Annotated in this window: 17 protein-coding genes; 11 read left to right on the forward strand and 6 right to left on the reverse strand. The window is 43.9% G+C overall.

Annotation, left to right across the window (positions count from 1 at the left end; genetic code table 11):
• Window positions 1-104: 104 nt before the first annotated feature.
• Window positions 105-1391, forward strand: coding sequence for an MFS transporter (locus LC090_RS00680; protein WP_226654308.1), 1287 nt, complete (start codon window positions 105-107; stop codon window positions 1389-1391).
• A 108-nt stretch (window positions 1392-1499) separates the two neighbouring features.
• Here the strand turns inward: LC090_RS00680 and LC090_RS00685 are convergent, their stop codons facing one another.
• A complete protein-coding gene (locus tag LC090_RS00685; RefSeq protein WP_226654310.1) occupies window positions 1500-2417 on the reverse strand; it encodes a zinc dependent phospholipase C family protein in 918 nt (305 codons plus the stop codon).
• A gap of 164 nt (window positions 2418-2581) precedes the next feature.
• Window positions 2582-3538 (reverse strand): ABC transporter substrate-binding protein, encoded by a 957-nt coding sequence (locus LC090_RS00690; RefSeq protein WP_226654312.1) that lies wholly within the window; start codon window positions 3536-3538, stop codon window positions 2582-2584.
• Between the two features lie 167 nt (window positions 3539-3705).
• On the opposite strand from LC090_RS00690, the gene LC090_RS00695 reads away from it, so the two are divergent.
• From LC090_RS00695 to LC090_RS22095, 4 genes are read left to right on the forward strand one after another with little or no spacing between them, the layout of a single operon-like run.
• On the forward strand, window positions 3706-4710 hold the full coding sequence (locus LC090_RS00695; protein WP_226654314.1) for a FecCD family ABC transporter permease: 1005 nt from the start codon (window positions 3706-3708) through the stop codon (window positions 4708-4710).
• 2 nt (window positions 4711-4712) lie between these two features.
• Window positions 4713-5762: a FecCD family ABC transporter permease gene (locus tag LC090_RS00700; protein WP_226654316.1), complete on the forward strand. Its 1050-nt coding sequence runs from the start codon at window positions 4713-4715 to the stop codon at window positions 5760-5762.
• Window positions 5763-5774: 12 nt separating this feature from the next.
• A complete protein-coding gene (locus tag LC090_RS00705) occupies window positions 5775-6590 on the forward strand; it encodes an ABC transporter ATP-binding protein (protein WP_226654319.1) in 816 nt (271 codons plus the stop codon).
• On the forward strand, window positions 6568-7308 hold the full coding sequence (locus LC090_RS22095; protein WP_226654321.1) for an IucA/IucC family C-terminal-domain containing protein: 741 nt from the start codon (window positions 6568-6570) through the stop codon (window positions 7306-7308). Before LC090_RS00705 ends, LC090_RS22095 begins: the two co-directional genes overlap by 23 nt.
• 66 nt (window positions 7309-7374) lie before the next feature.
• Here the strand turns inward: LC090_RS22095 and LC090_RS00715 are convergent, their stop codons facing one another.
• The 3 genes from LC090_RS00715 to LC090_RS00725 all read right to left on the reverse strand — a co-directional run bounded on the left by LC090_RS00715 (window position 7375) and on the right by LC090_RS00725 (window position 11647).
• Entirely contained in the window at window positions 7375-8283 is a 909-nt protein-coding gene (locus LC090_RS00715; protein ID WP_226654323.1) for a DMT family transporter, read from the reverse strand.
• Between the two features lie 24 nt (window positions 8284-8307).
• Window positions 8308-9759, reverse strand: coding sequence for an amidase (locus LC090_RS00720; RefSeq protein WP_226654325.1), 1452 nt, complete (start codon window positions 9757-9759; stop codon window positions 8308-8310).
• A gap of 142 nt (window positions 9760-9901) precedes the next feature.
• Complete coding sequence (locus tag LC090_RS00725; RefSeq protein WP_226654327.1) at window positions 9902-11647, reverse strand: B12-binding domain-containing radical SAM protein; 1746 nt, start codon at window positions 11645-11647, stop codon at window positions 9902-9904.
• 146 nt (window positions 11648-11793) lie between these two features.
• On the opposite strand from LC090_RS00725, the gene LC090_RS00730 reads away from it, so the two are divergent.
• From LC090_RS00730 to LC090_RS00740, 3 genes are all read left to right on the forward strand, one after another.
• A complete protein-coding gene (locus tag LC090_RS00730) occupies window positions 11794-12840 on the forward strand; it encodes a class I SAM-dependent methyltransferase (RefSeq protein ID WP_226654328.1) in 1047 nt (348 codons plus the stop codon).
• 63 nt (window positions 12841-12903) lie between these two features.
• A complete protein-coding gene (locus LC090_RS00735) occupies window positions 12904-13377 on the forward strand; it encodes a glutathione peroxidase (RefSeq protein ID WP_226654329.1) in 474 nt (157 codons plus the stop codon).
• 56 nt (window positions 13378-13433) lie between these two features.
• The gene (locus LC090_RS00740) at window positions 13434-13628 is read left to right on the forward strand and encodes a hypothetical protein (RefSeq protein WP_098445509.1); all 195 of its coding nucleotides are present in this window, start codon (window positions 13434-13436) and stop codon (window positions 13626-13628) included.
• 33 nt (window positions 13629-13661) lie between these two features.
• On the opposite strand, the gene LC090_RS00745 is transcribed toward LC090_RS00740, so the two are convergent.
• Window positions 13662-14285, reverse strand: coding sequence for a DUF429 domain-containing protein (locus LC090_RS00745; RefSeq protein ID WP_226654330.1), 624 nt, complete (start codon window positions 14283-14285; stop codon window positions 13662-13664).
• A gap of 106 nt (window positions 14286-14391) precedes the next feature.
• On the opposite strand from LC090_RS00745, the gene LC090_RS00750 reads away from it, so the two are divergent.
• The 3 genes from LC090_RS00750 (at window position 14392) to LC090_RS00760 (ending at window position 17008) form a co-directional block, all read left to right on the forward strand.
• Complete coding sequence (locus LC090_RS00750) at window positions 14392-15453, forward strand: FUSC family protein (RefSeq protein WP_226654331.1); 1062 nt, start codon at window positions 14392-14394, stop codon at window positions 15451-15453.
• A complete protein-coding gene (locus LC090_RS00755) occupies window positions 15440-15799 on the forward strand; it encodes an SLAP domain-containing protein (RefSeq protein WP_226654670.1) in 360 nt (119 codons plus the stop codon). Before LC090_RS00750 ends, LC090_RS00755 begins: the two co-directional genes overlap by 14 nt.
• A gap of 234 nt (window positions 15800-16033) precedes the next feature.
• Window positions 16034-17008: a TAXI family TRAP transporter solute-binding subunit gene (locus LC090_RS00760; protein WP_226654332.1), complete on the forward strand. Its 975-nt coding sequence runs from the start codon at window positions 16034-16036 to the stop codon at window positions 17006-17008.
• Window positions 17009-17041: the final 33 nt, after the last annotated feature.

The raw sequence follows: 17041 nt of genomic DNA on the forward strand, positions 1-17041 counted from the left end.
AAGTGTGCTCGTTGTAAAAGGTTGATGAATAATCTTCCAGTACGAGGGATGAGGCCACAAGACCTGTTATGCTGAAAGAAAACGAACTTCATGGGGGCAAAGAGATGAGGAAAAAAGAGATTCGTAGTTGGATGATGTATGACTTTGCAAACTCTGCTTTCGCAACCACGATGATGGCGGCTGTTCTACCCGTTTTTTACTACGATGTCGCTGCCAACAATATTGATCGAAGTCTTGCTACTTCTTACTGGGGCTATTCACAATCCATTGCTGTTTTAATCGTCGCCATCCTTGCGCCAGTTCTTGGAGCAATAGCTGATTACTCCAATTCGAAAAAAACATTTTTGCGCTTTTTTGCTTATATGGGCATGATGGCAAGTCTGTTAATGGCGTTTGTTGGAGAGGGCGGCTATCTTTTTGCTTCGATTCTATTAATCTTTGGAACAATCGGTTTTTCGGGTAGCAATGTTTTTTACGATGCGTTCTTGCCTGAAATTGCAAAAGGAGAAGAGATCGACCGCATTTCGGCACGGGGCTACGCATTTGGTTATATTGGTGGTGGACTCCTTCTTCTGGTAAATCTGATGATGATCCTAAATCCATCCTGGTTTTTCCTTCCCAATACGCTTGTTGCAACGCAATTATCATTCGCGAGCGTTGGCGTATGGTGGTTTGTTTTCTCTATTCCGATGTTCAAAAACGTGAAAGAAGTGGCGCATCCCCAGCCGAAAGTAAGCGGCTCTTACACAACGATCGGGTTTAAGAGGCTTAGCACGACGTTTAAGGAGTTAAACCATTACAAGCAGCTTCTTCTATTCCTTGTCGCCTTCTGGTTATTTAACGATGGAATTTCTACCATCATTAAAATGGCTACGATTTATGGAAGAGACATTGGAATTGATGCAAACGATTTAATTGCGGCACTCTTGATTACGCAGTTTGTCGGAATCCCATTTGCTTTTTTATTTGGCTACCTAGCGAAAAAAATTCGGCCAAAGCGAGCCCTCATGCTTGCACTTTGGATTTATGTCGGAATCGTCCTACTCGGTTATTTTATGACAACCGCCACCCATTTTTATCTGCTAGCCATACTCGTTGGTTTTGTTCAAGGAGGCGCTCAAGCGCTAAGTCGTTCGATCTTTGGAAGCATGGTTCCGGAACACAGACATGCAGAGTTTTATGGTTTCTATGGCATTTCAGCTAAATTTTCAGCGATTTTCGGCCCATTTCTCTTTGCCTTTGTGGGTCAAGTAACCGGATCAAGCCGCCTCGGTATCGTTTCCCTCGTCGTCTTTTTCTTGGCAGGTATCTATTTACTTAGCAAAGTAAACATTGATCAAGGGAAAGAGCAGGCGAAGATTGTAATGGCGAATGAAGGGCTAGATGTGTAGGGTTTGTAGGATCGCGATTTTAGAACGTACAAGTCAGCAACAAGGCCACAAAAAAGGTTCAGAGCAGTACAACCAACTGCTCTGAACCTTTTTATATCTTGTAACCCCTTACACAATTGGATCGAAATGTTTTAGCTCAAGTGGAAGCGTGCAATCTTTTCCTGTGTCATAGGAACGGTTGCCGATTTGTGTTTTTAACTCAGTGATGCAATCTTCTTCATTGTGCCAGTAGTCATGAATCAGAGGCAGGATACTTGTTGCTTCTTCTTCCGCTTGTTCGAGCAGCTCCTCAAAGGTCGCGGTCGATTCCTCATCTTTAATAGCTGGGTGAATCCAAGTTGTGCCATCTCGATTTAAATAATCTTCATCGCCGATTTGTTTTCGATAGGAAAACGAAGAGATTTGCTTTTTTAAAAGCTGATTCTTCCAGCCGTGCGGGTCGAATAAAATTTTCAGCGCCAGCACCATATCTCGATAAGATTGATTGATAAAGTCATCGGGCATGCGTTCACCCGTCTCTGGATAAAAGGATTGAATCAATTCATACAGCATGAGTTCAATTGGGGGGTAGAGCGATTTTCCAATTTGAATCTCGGCATAGACAGGGGTTTTCCATGTTTCCACATCTTTATATTCTTTCATCAAAATGGTATCAATGATAATTTCTAATTGCTGATGACGATTTCCCTCAAGACCGGAACGGTAGTGAATATAAGGATGGGTGTTTCGATCAAGAATATGATGCGTGACGAATCCAAGGATATAGGCGCGAAGCATCGGATCGTCTTGTTTTCCATATTCAATCATCTCCATAAGGAATGGGCCACAATGATCTTGATGGAGCACAGATCCTACTTCTTGAACCGGCTTATTCTTTTTCCACGGCCAGAAATTATGATAAAAGAAAGGATCAGGTCCCTGTGCACCAAGTCGAAAAAAAGGCAGGTCACCTTTAATCGCGTTCCATATGCCGGCTTCCATCGCAGCTTCTTCTCCGAATAAAATATGTGTCCAGACATTTGGCATCGATTTATCCCCTCCTTACGTGTCTTTCTATTAGTATACCTGATCAGAACCTGTCTTCTTGCCACTTTCTTATGAAAAGAAATTCTTCTTCTATTCTATTTCCCTTATTCATGAAAAGATAAGCAAAAAGCCCGGCGTTAGCCGAGCTCTTTAGGTTCCAGATCTTATTCACTTAAAAAGACTTCTTTAATATCATCAAGCATTAAGTTAGCGGATAAAACGCCGCCGGACGTATTCCAAATGGCGTCACTTACTTCATGTACATTTCCGTCTTTTACAACCTGTAGATTGTTCCAAAGCGGATCGTTTGTCCATTCTTCAGCAGTGGAATTCGCTTCACCGTCTCCAGCTTCATAGGTGAAGTAGAAGAGAACGTCGCCATCCATTTCAGGGATGCGTTCTTTGGTTACTTCTTCCGCAAAATCATCTTTTTGCTGAGATTCTGGACGGTCGAAGCCGAGCTGTTCAAGAATAACTCCTGAGAAAGAATCTTTATAGTAAATTCTCGTTTGGCCCGCTAGGAAACGAACAACGGAAACCTTCTTATCCAGCTGATCACCAAGCTCTTCGCTCATGGAGTTAATGCGATCGCTATAGGCATTCATCACTTCTTCGCCTTTATCTTTTTTGTTTAGTGCTTTGGCATAAAATTCGAAGTTCTCCTGCCAATCGCCTTTTAACGTTTCTGAATAAACCGTTGGAGCGATCGCGCTAAGTTGATCATAAATGTCTTCTTGACGAAGCTTATTACCGATAATAAGGTCAGGTTTTAGTGCAGCAACCGCTTCAAGATTCACTTCACTTTCCGTTCCAACAACTTCAACATCTTTCATGTCGTCTGAAATATGGTCATACCACGGATCACCGAGCCATGACTGCACAGCACCAACCGGAGTTACATCCATGGCAAGTAATGCTTCCGTTCCTTCGTTTGTTAATATAACGACCTTTTCAGGATTCTCTGGTACTTCAGTTTCTCCCATTGCATGAGTTACTGTACGAGTACCTTTCTCTTCTTGTTTGTCATCTGAGCTACTATTCCCGCTATTTCCGCTCGTTCCGCAGGCAGCTAGAATCATAAAGGTTGCTAGACAAATGATAAGCCAGCTTTTTTTAACCATATGTAAATCCTCCCCTGTTAGTGATAATCGTTTTCATTTACGATGTAATCATACTGAATTGTCACACAAGAGTCAACCGTTAAATGAGATTGATTCTCAAAATCATTGACACGTTTTCATTCTTTTTTTACACTTAAAAAGGATGATTAGGAAAGGGATTAACCTTTATGACGCATAAATTACATTCATCGAATAGAAAATGGTTTGGAATCGTGATTGGGTTGCTTCTCGTTATGATGTTAATGGTAGCGAGCGTTGTGTATGGGCTAACGAGTATCACATGGGCAACAGCCTGGCGGGCATTTACACAATATGATGGGAGCAATGCCCATATTATTATCATTGAAAATCGCGTTCCGCGGGCGCTAATTGGTGCGGCTGTTGGTGCGAGTCTCGCTGTAGCAGGTGCACTAATGCAGGCGATTACGCGAAATCCTCTGGCGTCACCGTCGATCCTGGGCGTTAATGCTGGGGCAAGCTTTGTGATTGTGATCGCTGTTACGTTTTTTTCGGTATCGTCGCTTGCAACCTTTAGCTGGTTAGCGTTTCTTGGAGCGGCATTCGCATCAATTCTTGTATACGTACTTGGTTCACTTGGAAGAGAAGGATTGACGGCGATGAAGTTGACACTTGCAGGTGCAGCGATGGCAGCGATGTTTTCTTCATTAACGCAAGGCATGCTTGTGTTAAATGAGAAGGCACTTGAAGATGTCCTTTTCTGGCTAGCTGGGTCGATTGAAGGCCGCAGTCTTGCCATGCTTTACTCGGTGCTTCCATATATTGGCGTCGGTTTAGTAGGGGCGCTGCTGATTAGCACGAAAATTAATACGCTTGTCATAGGAGAAGACGTCGCCAAAGGCCTTGGCCAACGTACGCTTCTTGTGAAAGCCGGCGCTGCACTATTCATTGTTTTTCTTGCCGGTGGCTCGGTTGCGGTTGCTGGCCCAATCGGATTTATTGGCATAGTGGTCCCTCATGTAGCTCGCTTTTTTACTGGTCCTGATTACCGTTGGGTCATTCCATATAGCGCCATACTAGGGGCTATTCTGCTACTATCTGCAGATATTGCGGCGCGTTATGTGATCATGCCGCTCGAAGCGCCTGTGGGAGTATTAACCGCTGTCATCGGAACGCCTTTTTTTATTTACATTGCTCGAAGGGAGTTTAAATAACTATGACGAAATATACTTCCTTTCGAATGAAAGCTATTTCTTTTTTACTTGATCGGCGTGCACTCTGGGTAATCGCTGCTCTTGTTTGTGCGGTTCTTGTGACCGCGCTCCTTAGCATTGGTCTTGGAGAGATTTTTATGACACCTGATCAAGTGGTAAAGGCGCTATTCGGCTATGGGGATGAAATGAATGAGCTTGTTGTGAAACAGTTTCGTTTCCCACGAATTGCGATGGCGGTGTTAGCAGGTGCAGCCCTTGCCGTGTCAGGAGCGATCCTGCAGGGGATGATACGAAACCCGCTTGCGTCTCCTGATATTCTCGGTATCACCTGGGGCGGTGCCCTTGCGACAATTGGCTTTCTAACGGTGTTTAGTGATAAAGCGAATGCGCTAACAGTCAGCATTCAGTGGATGCCGCTCGCATCGTTTACCGGAGCAGTGTTGGCGGGATTTCTGGTGTTCCTTTTATCCTGGAAAAATGGCATCTCGCCCATTCGATTAGTGTTGATTGGGATTGGCTTAACGGCTTTGCTGCAGGCGCTAACAACGCTATTAATGATCGTTGGGCCAATTTATCGAGCGTCTGAAGCGAACATTTGGATTACAGGTAGTGTTCATGGCACGAATGGAGAGGACGTTCTTACGCTTTTGCCGTGGGTTGTCATCTTACTGATTTTGCTGATGGTTTACTCAAGAAGAGTGAATTTACAAGAGCTTGGCGATGATGTTGCAAGGGGAGCAGGCGCTATGCTTTTGAAAGACCGCATCGTTCTGCTTTTAATTAGTACGGCACTTGCAGGAGGTGCTGTCGCATTCGCCGGTGGCGTTGGCTTTGTTGGTTTAATGGCTCCTCATATTGCGAGGAAATTAGTGGGTTCTTCTTTTGGTGTACTTGTTCCCGTCTCTGCTCTTGTCGGCAGCATGCTCGTCATGATCGCGGACTTGATTGGACGCACGCTTTTTTCTCCGCTCGAAGTTCCAGCCGGTGTGTTTACGGCAGCGATTGGCGCTCCGTATTTTATCTATTTATTGTATCGCTCTAGAAACAAATAAGGAGTTGGCGACATGTATGCACTGCAAACGAAAGATCTAACGCTTGGATATGGAGAACAGACGGTCATCGATCAGCTGAACTTACTGATTCCTAAAGGAGAGATGAGTGTCCTAATAGGTGGCAACGGCTGTGGCAAGTCAACGCTTTTACGAAGCCTTGCCCGTCTTTTAAAGCCACATTCAGGTGGTATTGTGCTAGACGGAGAGGCGATATCACATATGCCAACCAAAGAAATTGCTCGGAAAATGGCCATTCTCCCTCAGTCTCCTGTCGCTCCTGAAGGCCTCACGGTGCTGCAGCTTGTCAAGCAGGGCCGTTATCCGTATCAAACTTGGTTTAGTCAGTGGTCCGAAGAAGATGAAAATGCCGTGCAAAAAGCGCTTAAAGCGACGCACATGGAAGAGTATGCGGAGCGAAATGTTGATTCCCTTTCCGGTGGACAGCGTCAGCGTGCGTGGATTGCGCTTACCCTTGCTCAGGATACAGATATTATTTTACTAGATGAACCGACAACGTATTTGGATCTCGCGCATCAAGTGGAGGTGCTCGATCTCCTTTTTGAATTAAATAAAGAGGATAACCGGACGATTTTAATGGTTCTGCACGATTTAAATCTTGCTTGTCGCTATGCCGATCATATTATTGCTGTAAAAGATAAAGGCATTTACGATCAGGGGAAACCTGAGGATATTGTGAATGTTGAGCTGGTGGAGCGTGTATTTGGCCTTCAGTGTGATATTATCCAAGATCCGCTATTTGGGACGCCACTTTGTGTCCCGCATGGCAAAGGGAGGAGGGTACATCGTGACGGAGCAGGTGGGGTTTAACGAAAAGGAGAAAGAGAAACTGGAGCAGCTCCGCCTTACGTTTGATGGAAAAGGCGAGTATACGGTTCAACAACTTCTGGATGCCGATCAATTAAAAACATTACTTGAACGACTTGTTACGGAAGGACAGTATCCATCGATTATCGTCGCAGGTTCACAGTTCATGAAGCGATATGGCTTTATGACACTAGCACCGATTTTATATGCTTTCACAATGTGGGATAAACCAATTTTTTCAGGACCTGATGAACTTGAGATAAACATGAATATGCAGGCAGCGCCCTTAATGATGCAGTTAACGATTCCGAATCCGTTGAAGAGAAGCGAAAAGGAGCGGGCGGACACTAGAGCAGAACTTGCGAATAAGCTCATTAATGAAAATCTTGCCCCTTTCGTGGAAACGATGGTAAAAGCCACCAAACTATCCGCAGCCATTCTATGGGAGAATGCGGCAATCTACCTTTTTTGGGTCTATGAAACACTTATTCCTTCTGAGGGAAATGCGGAGCAAGTGAATCGAGCGAAAGAAGACTTTCATTATTTACTCAGAGAGTTTAACTGTACAAGCTTCACCTGCGGAGCGAATCCGTTTATGCCGTATTATTCAGAGAAAGTCGAGCGAGAAGAAGGACCAATCCGGTTCCGTCGCACGTGTTGCTTATATGATCAAGTTTCTGCAGATGGAGCGTGCTGTAAGACGTGTCCGAAAGCGCGATAGCGGGTAGCGGGTGACAGGCACCACCCGGTTTAGCTCGATTGATGTCGAAACAGCGAGGCGCACTCCTCAAGGGTGCGCCTCGCTGTTTTTTGGTTTTCTTTTGTATGAGTAGCTTCTGATAAAGAGGTAAAGACCAGTAATGATAATTCCGCCACCGATCCACTGCATCGTATGCAACGTCTCGCCCAGAATGAAGTATGCGAGAATACTAGCGCCAATTGGTTCGAACAGAATGCTCATCGAAATCACATTCACGCTTACCCACTTTACCGCCCAATTGAGGAGGGAATGCCCGAGCAACGTAGGGAAAATAGCGAGTAAAAGAAAATATCCCCAATCGGACCCCGGGTAGGAAAAGAAAGGATAGCGCAGGACAAGGTTATAGATCACAAGCGTTAGCGCTGCGATTCCGTAGACGATGAATGTATAGGGGATCAAATCCAATCGCTTGCGAATGTTTTGTCCAAAGAGAAGGTATCCGGTAACCATGGCACAGGCAGTGAGGGCGAGAAGGTCTCCCCATAATGCCATTCCACTAATGCGAAAATCCCCCCAGCTAATCACGATCGATCCTGCCACAGCTGTCACCCCTCCAGCAATTGCTAGAAGGGTGAGCTTTTCTTTAAAGAAGAAATAGGTGCCGATGAAAGCAAAGAGCGGCTGCAGTGTAACGAGAACGACTGAGCTCGCGACTGAGGTGTAATGAAGCGATTCAAACCAGAGAATAAAATGGAACGCAAGACTGATTCCTGCCAGACTACCATAGCCCCAATCTGACTTTTTGATCTGTCTAAATGAATCGCGATAATGTCGAACAACTATCGGCACCATGATAAGAATCGCAAACATAAGACGGTACATCGCAATGACCGAAGCAGGTGCTGAAGCGAGCTTAACAATGACAGCGGAGGTTGAAATAAATAAAATGGCAACCATAATTGCGAGATAAGGCTTCGTATGTTGATTCGTAAACAATTCGTAGTCAATCCTCCTGTTAGCTTAGACGAGTTCTGCCTCAACTTCTTCGTTCTTAGCATCATGATGTAGACAGCGCTGATAACGCCCGATGCGCTGCTCAATCTGTTCACCTAGCTGAAAGAGCGCTTCTTCATGACCTACCCGACTAACGAGCTGGACACCAATTGGAAGACCTTCTTTACTCGTACCAATTGGAATTGTGAGGGAAGGAAGTCCCCACACATTGGCATAGGCAATGTAAGGCATGTAGTTCAAGAACGTTTTCCGAATTGAGAATAGCTCTTGATACAATTCGCCATGATGTGGGGCTGGAGAATGATAAACAGGCAGAATTAAAATGCGGTCATCCAGGTAGTCGTCTAACATTTCATCCCCGCGTTTTAGTGAAGCATGAAGTTGCTTTATTTGTTTTTGATTCGGTTTAAAAAGTCGTGTGCCGATGAGCGCCCAGGAGAGATAAGGATGAACATCTGAACTTCGAAAGAGCTTTTCTTTCATATATTCTCCGAAAGGACTAGCTTTCTCATTGTCTGACATGAGTTTTGCCATATCAGCTCCTCCGTCAATCGACATCATTTGTTGCCACATAAGAGCCGCTTCTTCAAAAAATGGAGGGTTCGCCTGTTCTTCAGCAAGCTCTCCATCAAATGCATCTCTTATCCCTGCGATCAATTGAAAGGTTTCGCGATTGATCGGATAGCGATGATGAGGTACGGGATAAACGAGTTTGAAATCATCCAGATTTCGTGCTGAAGGCGGTTCGTGAGCGATAATCTCGTTCATTAACCTCGCATCCTGGACGGACTTACTCATCGCACCAATACCTAGCATACGTTCTTGCTCGGGCTTATCGACGTAAGGGAAATTTCCCACTTGTGACACCTGGCGATTACCAGATTTAAAACCGACAATGCCATTAAAATGAGAAGGGAAGCGAATGGATCCGCCAATATCGGCTCCAAGTCCCACAGCGGCACCACCTGAAGCAATTAAAGCCCCTTCGCCTCCACTTGATCCCCCGGCGGTTCTTGTTACATCCCATGGATTGTTCGTTCTACCAAAATGCTTATTATCGGTTTCCTGGCAAAAACAAAGGGCTGGTGTATTGGTTTTCCCTAGTATAATGGCCCCTTCTGCACGAAGGCGTCTCACCACTTCAGCATCTTCTTTTTCCCGTGTTGAAGCGCGGTAGCTTAGTCCTCCAGTTGTTTTCATGTTCGTAACATGGAAACACTCTTTCACACTAATTGGAACACCGAATAGTCGACCTTTTGCATCTCCAGTCGTAAGGGTATAATCGGCTTTTTTCGCTTCTTCGATCGCTTCATTAAAGCGATCTTCGACAAGACAATTTAGGACAGGATTAATTGCATTCAAATGATTCATGTACGTTCGAACGGCATGGTACGATGAAATTTCTCGGTTGGAAATCTTCTTCGACAGGGACAGGGCATCCATTTCTAATAATCTCATGCTATCCCTCCATAGGTTACCGGCCTATCCTCCGGCATTGGTTAATTACCATATTCGTCTTGAAGGCACAAAATCCTCTAACTAATGAATCTGCTCATTAGAAAAGGCATTTCGCGTTCATCGAAATGCCTTCTCATCATTCTTACATCGCAACAGAAGATTCTGAAGGAAGTTTTCCATAAAACAGGCGACGTTCATTTGTTTTAGGGTGATAGTACACGAGTAAAAGGGTTTGCACAGCCTGACCGTTTTCAGAGGCTGGTAAAAGTTCTACGACCGTATGCTTATGAAGCTCTCGTTCCGATAACTGTAATGATTGATAGGCTTCTCCCAGCAAAGCTGGCTGATTGTTAATCAATTTTAAAAGTGTTCCTTCTTTTTCTTTGTCTAAGCGGTCACTCCACCACACCGTCCGCGGTTTTTTCTTTGACTTAGATAAATAGTCGATTTTCATAAGAGAGGACACACGTTCATGATGTTGAGGCGCATGCATCTTAATAAAATCAGCGAGCCGCCTGAAAAGATCTTCAAGCTGATGGCCGATGCGTGACCATCCTTTGCCTTCCCAGTAACTACCGAAAGCTTGAAAGAAATCAAATGGTGATGGAAACACTTCTGTCACGAGATATTCAATCGTTGGATCCATCCGGTGATCGTTCCAGTATTTTTCGAGCACATCCTCCACCTGTTTAATGCGAATAACGTCATCAAATGAAAGAACGTTATTGCCGAGAATTTCATAAGGTGCATTGTCCATGTATAGATAGCCGTGCTTTTCTGCGCTTAGCCTTACCCCAGTTCCACGAAGCATTTTTAGAAAACCGAGCTGAAGCTCTTCAGGACGAAACGAGAAAACATCATTAAACGTTTTACGGAACGATGCGTAATCTTCTTCCGGAAGTCCGGCTATTAAATCAAGATGCTGATCGATTTTTCCGCCGTCTTTTACCATTGTCACCGTTCGGGCGAGCTTCTCGTAATTTTGCTTACGCATCACGAGTTCATTCGTTGCGTCGTTCGTTGACTGTATCCCGATTTCAAAGCGAAAAAGACCTGGAGGTGCTTCGCGATTCAGAAACTCAAGTACTTCCGGGCGCATAATGTCAGCTGTGATTTCAAATTGAAAGACGCAACCAGGGCGATGCTCATCGATAAGAAATTGGAACATATCGATCGCATAGTTTCGTCGGATGTTAAACGTTCGATCGACGAATTTAATCGTTTTTGCCCCATTGTCCATCAAGTAACGGAGCTCATCCTTCATGCGTTCTGCTGGAAAATACCTCACCCCAACTTCGATAGAAGAGAGGCAGAACTGGCAAGAATAAGGACAGCCTCGACTCGTTTCAACATAGGTTACACGGCGACCAAGATCAGCGCGATCTTCTTCAAAACGAAACGGAGATGGAAGGTCACTTAAGCTAAGCTTCGGTGCAGGTGGATTGATGTGGTTTTCTCCCTCTTTTCGGTATGCAATGCCTTTTACAGACTCTATGGATTCACCTGTTTCAATAGAATGAAGAAGCTCTTTAAATGTGTGTTCGCCTTCTCCCATCACAATATAATCGGCCTGAGGGATGCGATCAAGCCACTCATACACATCATATGACACTTCTGGTCCGCCAAGTACAATTGTGAGTGACGGATTTACTTTTTTTAACATTTCAATGACGGGAATGGTTTCTTCAATGTTCCAGATGTAGCAACTAAAGCCAATCACATCGGCTTTCATGCTGTGTAGGTCACTTACAATATTCATAACGGGATCTTTAATCGTGTATTCTGCCATCTTGATCTCATAGTCAGGGGCAGCGGAGGCTTTTAAATAACGTAATGCGAGACAAGTATGAATAAACTTCGCATTTAACGTACTGACAACAATCTTCATTTTTTCCAACTCCTGCATTGTTAATCTTTTCATTATATCACCAGAATGGGATCTTTTCTTAAGAAAAATACGTTTGATTATTCAGAAAATATTTGTAATGTAAGCGTTATCATGAGAAGATAAACAAAAACTGGGGAGTGACGCAATTGGAACTTGCTTCAATAACGCCTGAACATCCTTTCACTGAACAGGATTTTGAGTATACTGCGTTAATGCCAAGCTATCGTGTTGACTTAAGGAATCCTCGAAATGAACAGTTGGATCGTTTTGTAAATGCGAATGTTGTTAGTGACTGGTCAGACCTTTCGTGGAAACAGGTAGGAAGGCCATTTGAAGTAAAGAAACTTGCGAGAGAGCGACGGGACTGGGAAGCAGAACATCAGCAGGACATGCCAGTGAAAACGTCGTGGGAATACTTTAACCGCTCCTTTCATCAGCTGTTCATGCAGGACGTACCAGCGGAACAAAAGCGAGTGAAGTCTTCTCTAAAAGATAGTTTCAAAGGCTTTCATTTACGTGATGTTAAGCATGGACTGGGCGAGATGGTGCGCTTGTCTCTTTGGAATTATGTGCACCGCATTGAAGATGGCATTTGGGATCCAAGAGGGAAGCGGGCTCTTTTTGAAGGACTGGATGTGAAAAATCCTCGTATTCTCTTTTTAGGCGCAGCGGAAGGATATGAAGCGATGCAGCTTCATGCGATGTATCCTGGTGGAGAAGTCGTTATGGTCGACTATGATGCTTTCTGTAAATCCGACCGATTTGGGCATTTTCCCAATACGTATCCGTTTCTTGGGACAAATCCACAAACCGGCGGGCCCAAAGTTTGGTACAAAGATCAGATGAATATTAGTTATCTCGTAAAAGATATCCGTGATCTCGATTTTCATAAAGAGTTTGATATTGTCTTGAGCGTTGGGTTACTTGAGCATGTACCTGATGAGCACAAGCCCGCGATACTAGACTGGCATCGAAAGTTTGTGAAGGATAATGGATATGTGATCATGACAACGCCTCGAAATCAGATGAAGTCTCGTCTTTATTATCACGTGATGGCCGATATGATGAACCATACGTATCGAGAGCTAATGGATATTCGCCAGATGGGGCTCTATGCCTACGAGAACGGCATGGATATTGTGAGACACGGATACATCAAAGTTCATAACGGGATCATTGCAAGAGCACGCTAATGGCTAGCACACTTTTCTTAATTATGATAAAAGTGAGGTGAGACAATCACTAGGAGGGGTAATATGAGTGTACATTCATTCACTGCAGAAACGCTTCAAGGGAAAGAAATGCCGCTTTCAGAATATAGTGGCAAGGTACTTCTGATCGTCAATACGGCAAGCAAATGTGGATTAACACCGCAATACGAAGGGCTTCAGGAACTATATACGTCTCTTGAAGATAAGCCGTTTGAAATTCTTGGTTTTCCCTGTAATCAGTTTGGCGAGCAGGAACCTGGATCCAAAGAAGATATTGAGGAATTTTGTTCGATAAATTATGGCGTTAGTTTTCCAATGTTCGCTAAAATTGATGTGAACGGTGAACATGCTCATCCTCTTTACACGTATTTAACGAAGGAAGCGCCAGGGATCGAACATGCCGACATCCCATGGAACTTTACGAAGTTTCTTGTGAATGAAAATGGTGAGGTTGTAAAACGCTATGAACCTACGACTGAACCGGCTGATTTAAAGAAAGATATCGAGGAAATGCTCTAAAAAAGGTTCAGTAATTGTCGAAACGGGGTATATCATTTCTGAGGTGATGATTCAAAATGAAATGGTGGATTCCGTTTTGCTATATGATTGGCACGTTTTCAGGAGCGATGCTCAGTGGATGGGGCATGGACCGTGAATGGGATGTGTTTCCTTCATTTGCGATGGCAATTACAGCATTTTTTATAGGGATATTTTATATTGTCGTTCGCGACGTTGTTCCAAAAGTCTTTGATGAGACCCTACGTAACTAGTACGCAGGGTTTTTTTGTGGTTTAAAAGGTTTATTAACAGCTCATATCAAAGGGGTGAAACGGGGGTTCCGCTTGATAGAGAAACTCCGATTTCCCTTGCTCCCATTTCCAGGCTGCATACGCAGCAAGGCAAGCATCAAAAGAGTGCGAGGACTGAAGCGCTTTGTTTGGAATGCCGCTCACCCCCTCGCTCTCGAGAAAGCTTCTTAGCTCATCGCGTGATTCCATTTCTGTTTTATAATCGAGAACCGCTCCCAAATGTGGCGTTCGCAAACCAATGGCTGCTCCAGGATGAACCTCAACGAGATGCGTGTTAACCAGACCTCTCGAGAGAGAAATGCCTCTTAACGTTAAATACACCATTCGCGTCATCGTCGGGGTCATAATTGACCCACTTCTCATTCCAGCTTTCACAATACGCTGTCGAAGAGCACGGTCTGATGGACGATCGCCACCACCCGGCTGATACGATAGGGGCGCATCCATTCCGACAAAGGTCTCCTTGTTATCTTGGAATCGTTCATAGATTTCTTCATCCGTAACACCTTCCAATAGTTGAACAAACATAAGCTTCTTATCGTTCCCCTCAAAAATGGCTAAAGACGTATCCTTCGTATTTGATGGTCCGGATAAGTCAATACCAGCATACTGCTTCATAATAGCCGCTCCTTCTATCTGAATTAAGTAAACAATAAGTGGAAAATGGGTTCATGTAAACCCCCTGCTTACGTTATAATGTAGGAATAGAAACGGACTGATACGAATGATAGACATAAGGCATAAAGTATTTAAATTTGTTGGTGGACGTATTTTAAAAACAGGACTGGCGGCGTTTCTAACCGCCTGGATTTGTGATGCGCTTGGATTGCCTGTTCTCTTTGCGGTGATTACCGCGATTGTAACGGTTGAACCGACCGCCTCCGATTCCATTAAGAAAGGGCTTGTACGCTTTCCCGCTGCGGCGATCGGCGCCGGATTTGCAATGTTGTTTGAATCTTTTTTACATCAATCGCCCTTCACGTTTGCATTAGCTGCAACCTTCACGTTAATTGCCTGTCATAAGCTTGGTCTCGATGACGGGATGCTTGTGGCAACGCTGACAGCCGTAGCGATGATTCCGGATACGACAGGCGATTATATGACTTCATTTGTTGGACGACTTAGTACAACGTTAATCGGGATTGTGGTCTCAACTGCCGTTAACTACTTTGTCATGCCACCCAAATTTCATACGATGATTAATCAAGGTGTCAAGCGGCTGTATCGAAATGCTGGTGATTTATTAGATCAAATTATCATCGATCTCCCTCATGCTAAAAAACAAACGCTCGTTTACCAGAGACTTAGTCGTGATCTGGAACGAACATACAAATTAATTGCTTACCAGCGTGAGGAATGGAAATACCGTAGACACAGCATAAATGAAGTGCGTAGTTTCTCAGTTGTACTTAAAAAGCTCGAATACCTTCAAAAGATCCTTTATCACCTTGGAAATATGTTATTTACTGAGACAAAAAACACCATTGACCAAGATGACCATCGCATTATTATTGAAGCGGGTCGATCGATTTCAAAAGCGTTCCATAACCCTTCCACACAGAATTCGAAAGCTCATCTAGAAAGTATCGAAAAGCTTGATCAGCTCTTTCACGACCTTGATGACATAAGAGATGAAACGACAGATCCACGCCATCATTTTACTGGAAAAATGATTGTTATTTTTGAATTGCTTTCTTTAAATGACGTGATTGATGATCTGTATATCTTAGAACAGAAAGAAAAAAGGTACAAAAGCAGGGGGGATAAGCGTGATGCTGATCTTTGAGGAAAAATGGGATCGAACGATTGCAGAGCGTGATCGTAAAATGTATGAGGAGATCTACACAAAGAATCCGATTCAAGAAGGCAAGATCCAGTTTATTCCCGTACGAATAGCTTTCAACCACCGAAATGATCTGCTTGCTTCCGTTTGCATCGTAAATGGGATGGATGACTGGATACTAGAAAATCGTTTGCTGTTTTATTTTGAAGACAACGTACTCGTAGCCGAGAAACGTTTTACTCATAACCTAACAGTTCCAGCCAACACGGCTGTACCATGGACATTTATTTTTACGCCTGACTCGATGATTCGACAGGCAACTCTTAAAAATTGGGAAGTCTCGAACTAATTTGATAAAAATTCACAAATTGAAATCCATGTTTTTACGACATTTCGCTTTCTTTCGACAGCTCATCGGCCAACAGCCTTAGTCGAAAAAAAACGAAAGAAGTAGAAATGTGGATTTTTTTGTATTAGTACAGTTTAGGTGTGGAGCTGTGTCATTGAACAGCCTGTACCAATTGCAGGAACAATATGGTATAGTAAATTTGAAATTTTCTAATTATTGAAGGGGGCGAATGGCATGGGAAAGAAAAAATTAATGAGTTTATTTATTGTCGTATTATCGATGGCAATGATACTCGGTGCTTGTGGAGGGTCTGATTCAGAGGGAGAAGCGAACGGATCCCCTTCAGAGCTTAGTTTACTAACGGGTGGTACGGGAGGAACTTATTTTCCACTTGGTGGTGAGCTAGCGAATATTATTCAAGATGAAACCGATATTGAAAGTGCAAATGCGCAATCTTCTGGTGCTTCCGTTGAAAATATGCAAATTCTTCAGGATGGAGACGCGGATATTGCCTTTACACAAACAGATATTGCAGCTTATGCAACGAATGGTGAACTAATGTTTGAAGATGGAAAAGTGGACAATATACAGGCAATCGGCACACTTTACCCTGAAACGATTCAAATCGTAACGCTTGAAGAAAGCGGAATTGCTTCTGTTGATGAATTAAAAGGCAAGAAAGTATCGGTTGGAGCGCCGGGTAGTGGAACGTATGCGAATGCGGAGCAAGTGCTCGCAGCTCATGACATTACAATGGACGACATTGATGCTCAGCATCTGGCATTTGATGAGTCCACAGAAGGCATTCAAGACGGCACAATCGACGCTGCTTTCATCACTTCTGGTACGCCGACAGGTGCGGTAGAAGGACTATCTGCTCAAAAGCAAGTTCGTATCCTTCCAATCGAACAGGATAAAATCGATAAGCTGATTGAAGAGCATCCGTACTATGCAGAAGATACGGTGAAAAGCGGAACGTATAAAATTGAAAGTGACGTGAAAACCGTTGCGGTTCTTGCGATGCTTGTCGCTCGATCAGATCTTGATGAAGATTATGTGTATCAAGTAACGAAAGCGATCTTTGATAACTCTGATAAAATTACCCACGCAAAAGGGGAGTTCATTACGGCTGATTCTGCACTAGATGGCGTTGGAATTGATCTTCATCCTGGAGCGAAGAAATACTTTGATGAAAAAGGTGTCGAGTAAGTAAGAATCTACAAAAAAAGGATGTGATGGACG

It is taken from the genome of Guptibacillus hwajinpoensis, assembly GCF_020524165.1.
GTDB lineage: Bacteria > Bacillota > Bacilli > Bacillales > Guptibacillaceae > Guptibacillus > Guptibacillus hwajinpoensis_D.

Bases quoted from the DNA above. Each gene is read 5' to 3' on its own strand.
- LC090_RS00745 (WP_226654330.1), bottom strand. From the start codon at position 14,285: ATGAAGCAGTATGCTGGTATTGACTTATCCGGACCATCAAATACGAAG.
- LC090_RS00735 (WP_226654329.1), top strand. From the start codon at position 12,904: ATGAGTGTACATTCATTCACTGCAGAAACGCTTCAAGGGAAAGAAATG.
- LC090_RS00695 (WP_226654314.1), top strand. From the start codon at position 3,706: ATGACGCATAAATTACATTCATCGAATAGAAAATGGTTTGGAATCGTG.
- LC090_RS00740 (WP_098445509.1), top strand. From the start codon at position 13,434: ATGAAATGGTGGATTCCGTTTTGCTATATGATTGGCACGTTTTCAGGA.
- LC090_RS00725 (WP_226654327.1), bottom strand. From the start codon at position 11,647: ATGAAGATTGTTGTCAGTACGTTAAATGCGAAGTTTATTCATACTTGT.
- LC090_RS00700 (WP_226654316.1), top strand. From the start codon at position 4,713: ATGACGAAATATACTTCCTTTCGAATGAAAGCTATTTCTTTTTTACTT.
- LC090_RS00685 (WP_226654310.1), bottom strand. From the start codon at position 2,417: ATGCCAAATGTCTGGACACATATTTTATTCGGAGAAGAAGCTGCGATG.
- LC090_RS00755 (WP_226654670.1), top strand. From the start codon at position 15,440: ATGCTGATCTTTGAGGAAAAATGGGATCGAACGATTGCAGAGCGTGAT.
- LC090_RS00720 (WP_226654325.1), bottom strand. From the start codon at position 9,759: ATGAGATTATTAGAAATGGATGCCCTGTCCCTGTCGAAGAAGATTTCC.
- LC090_RS00750 (WP_226654331.1), top strand. From the start codon at position 14,392: ATGATAGACATAAGGCATAAAGTATTTAAATTTGTTGGTGGACGTATT.
- LC090_RS00690 (WP_226654312.1), bottom strand. From the start codon at position 3,538: ATGGTTAAAAAAAGCTGGCTTATCATTTGTCTAGCAACCTTTATGATT.
- LC090_RS00705 (WP_226654319.1), top strand. From the start codon at position 5,775: ATGTATGCACTGCAAACGAAAGATCTAACGCTTGGATATGGAGAACAG.
- LC090_RS00760 (WP_226654332.1), top strand. From the start codon at position 16,034: ATGGGAAAGAAAAAATTAATGAGTTTATTTATTGTCGTATTATCGATG.
- LC090_RS00680 (WP_226654308.1), top strand. From the start codon at position 105: ATGAGGAAAAAAGAGATTCGTAGTTGGATGATGTATGACTTTGCAAAC.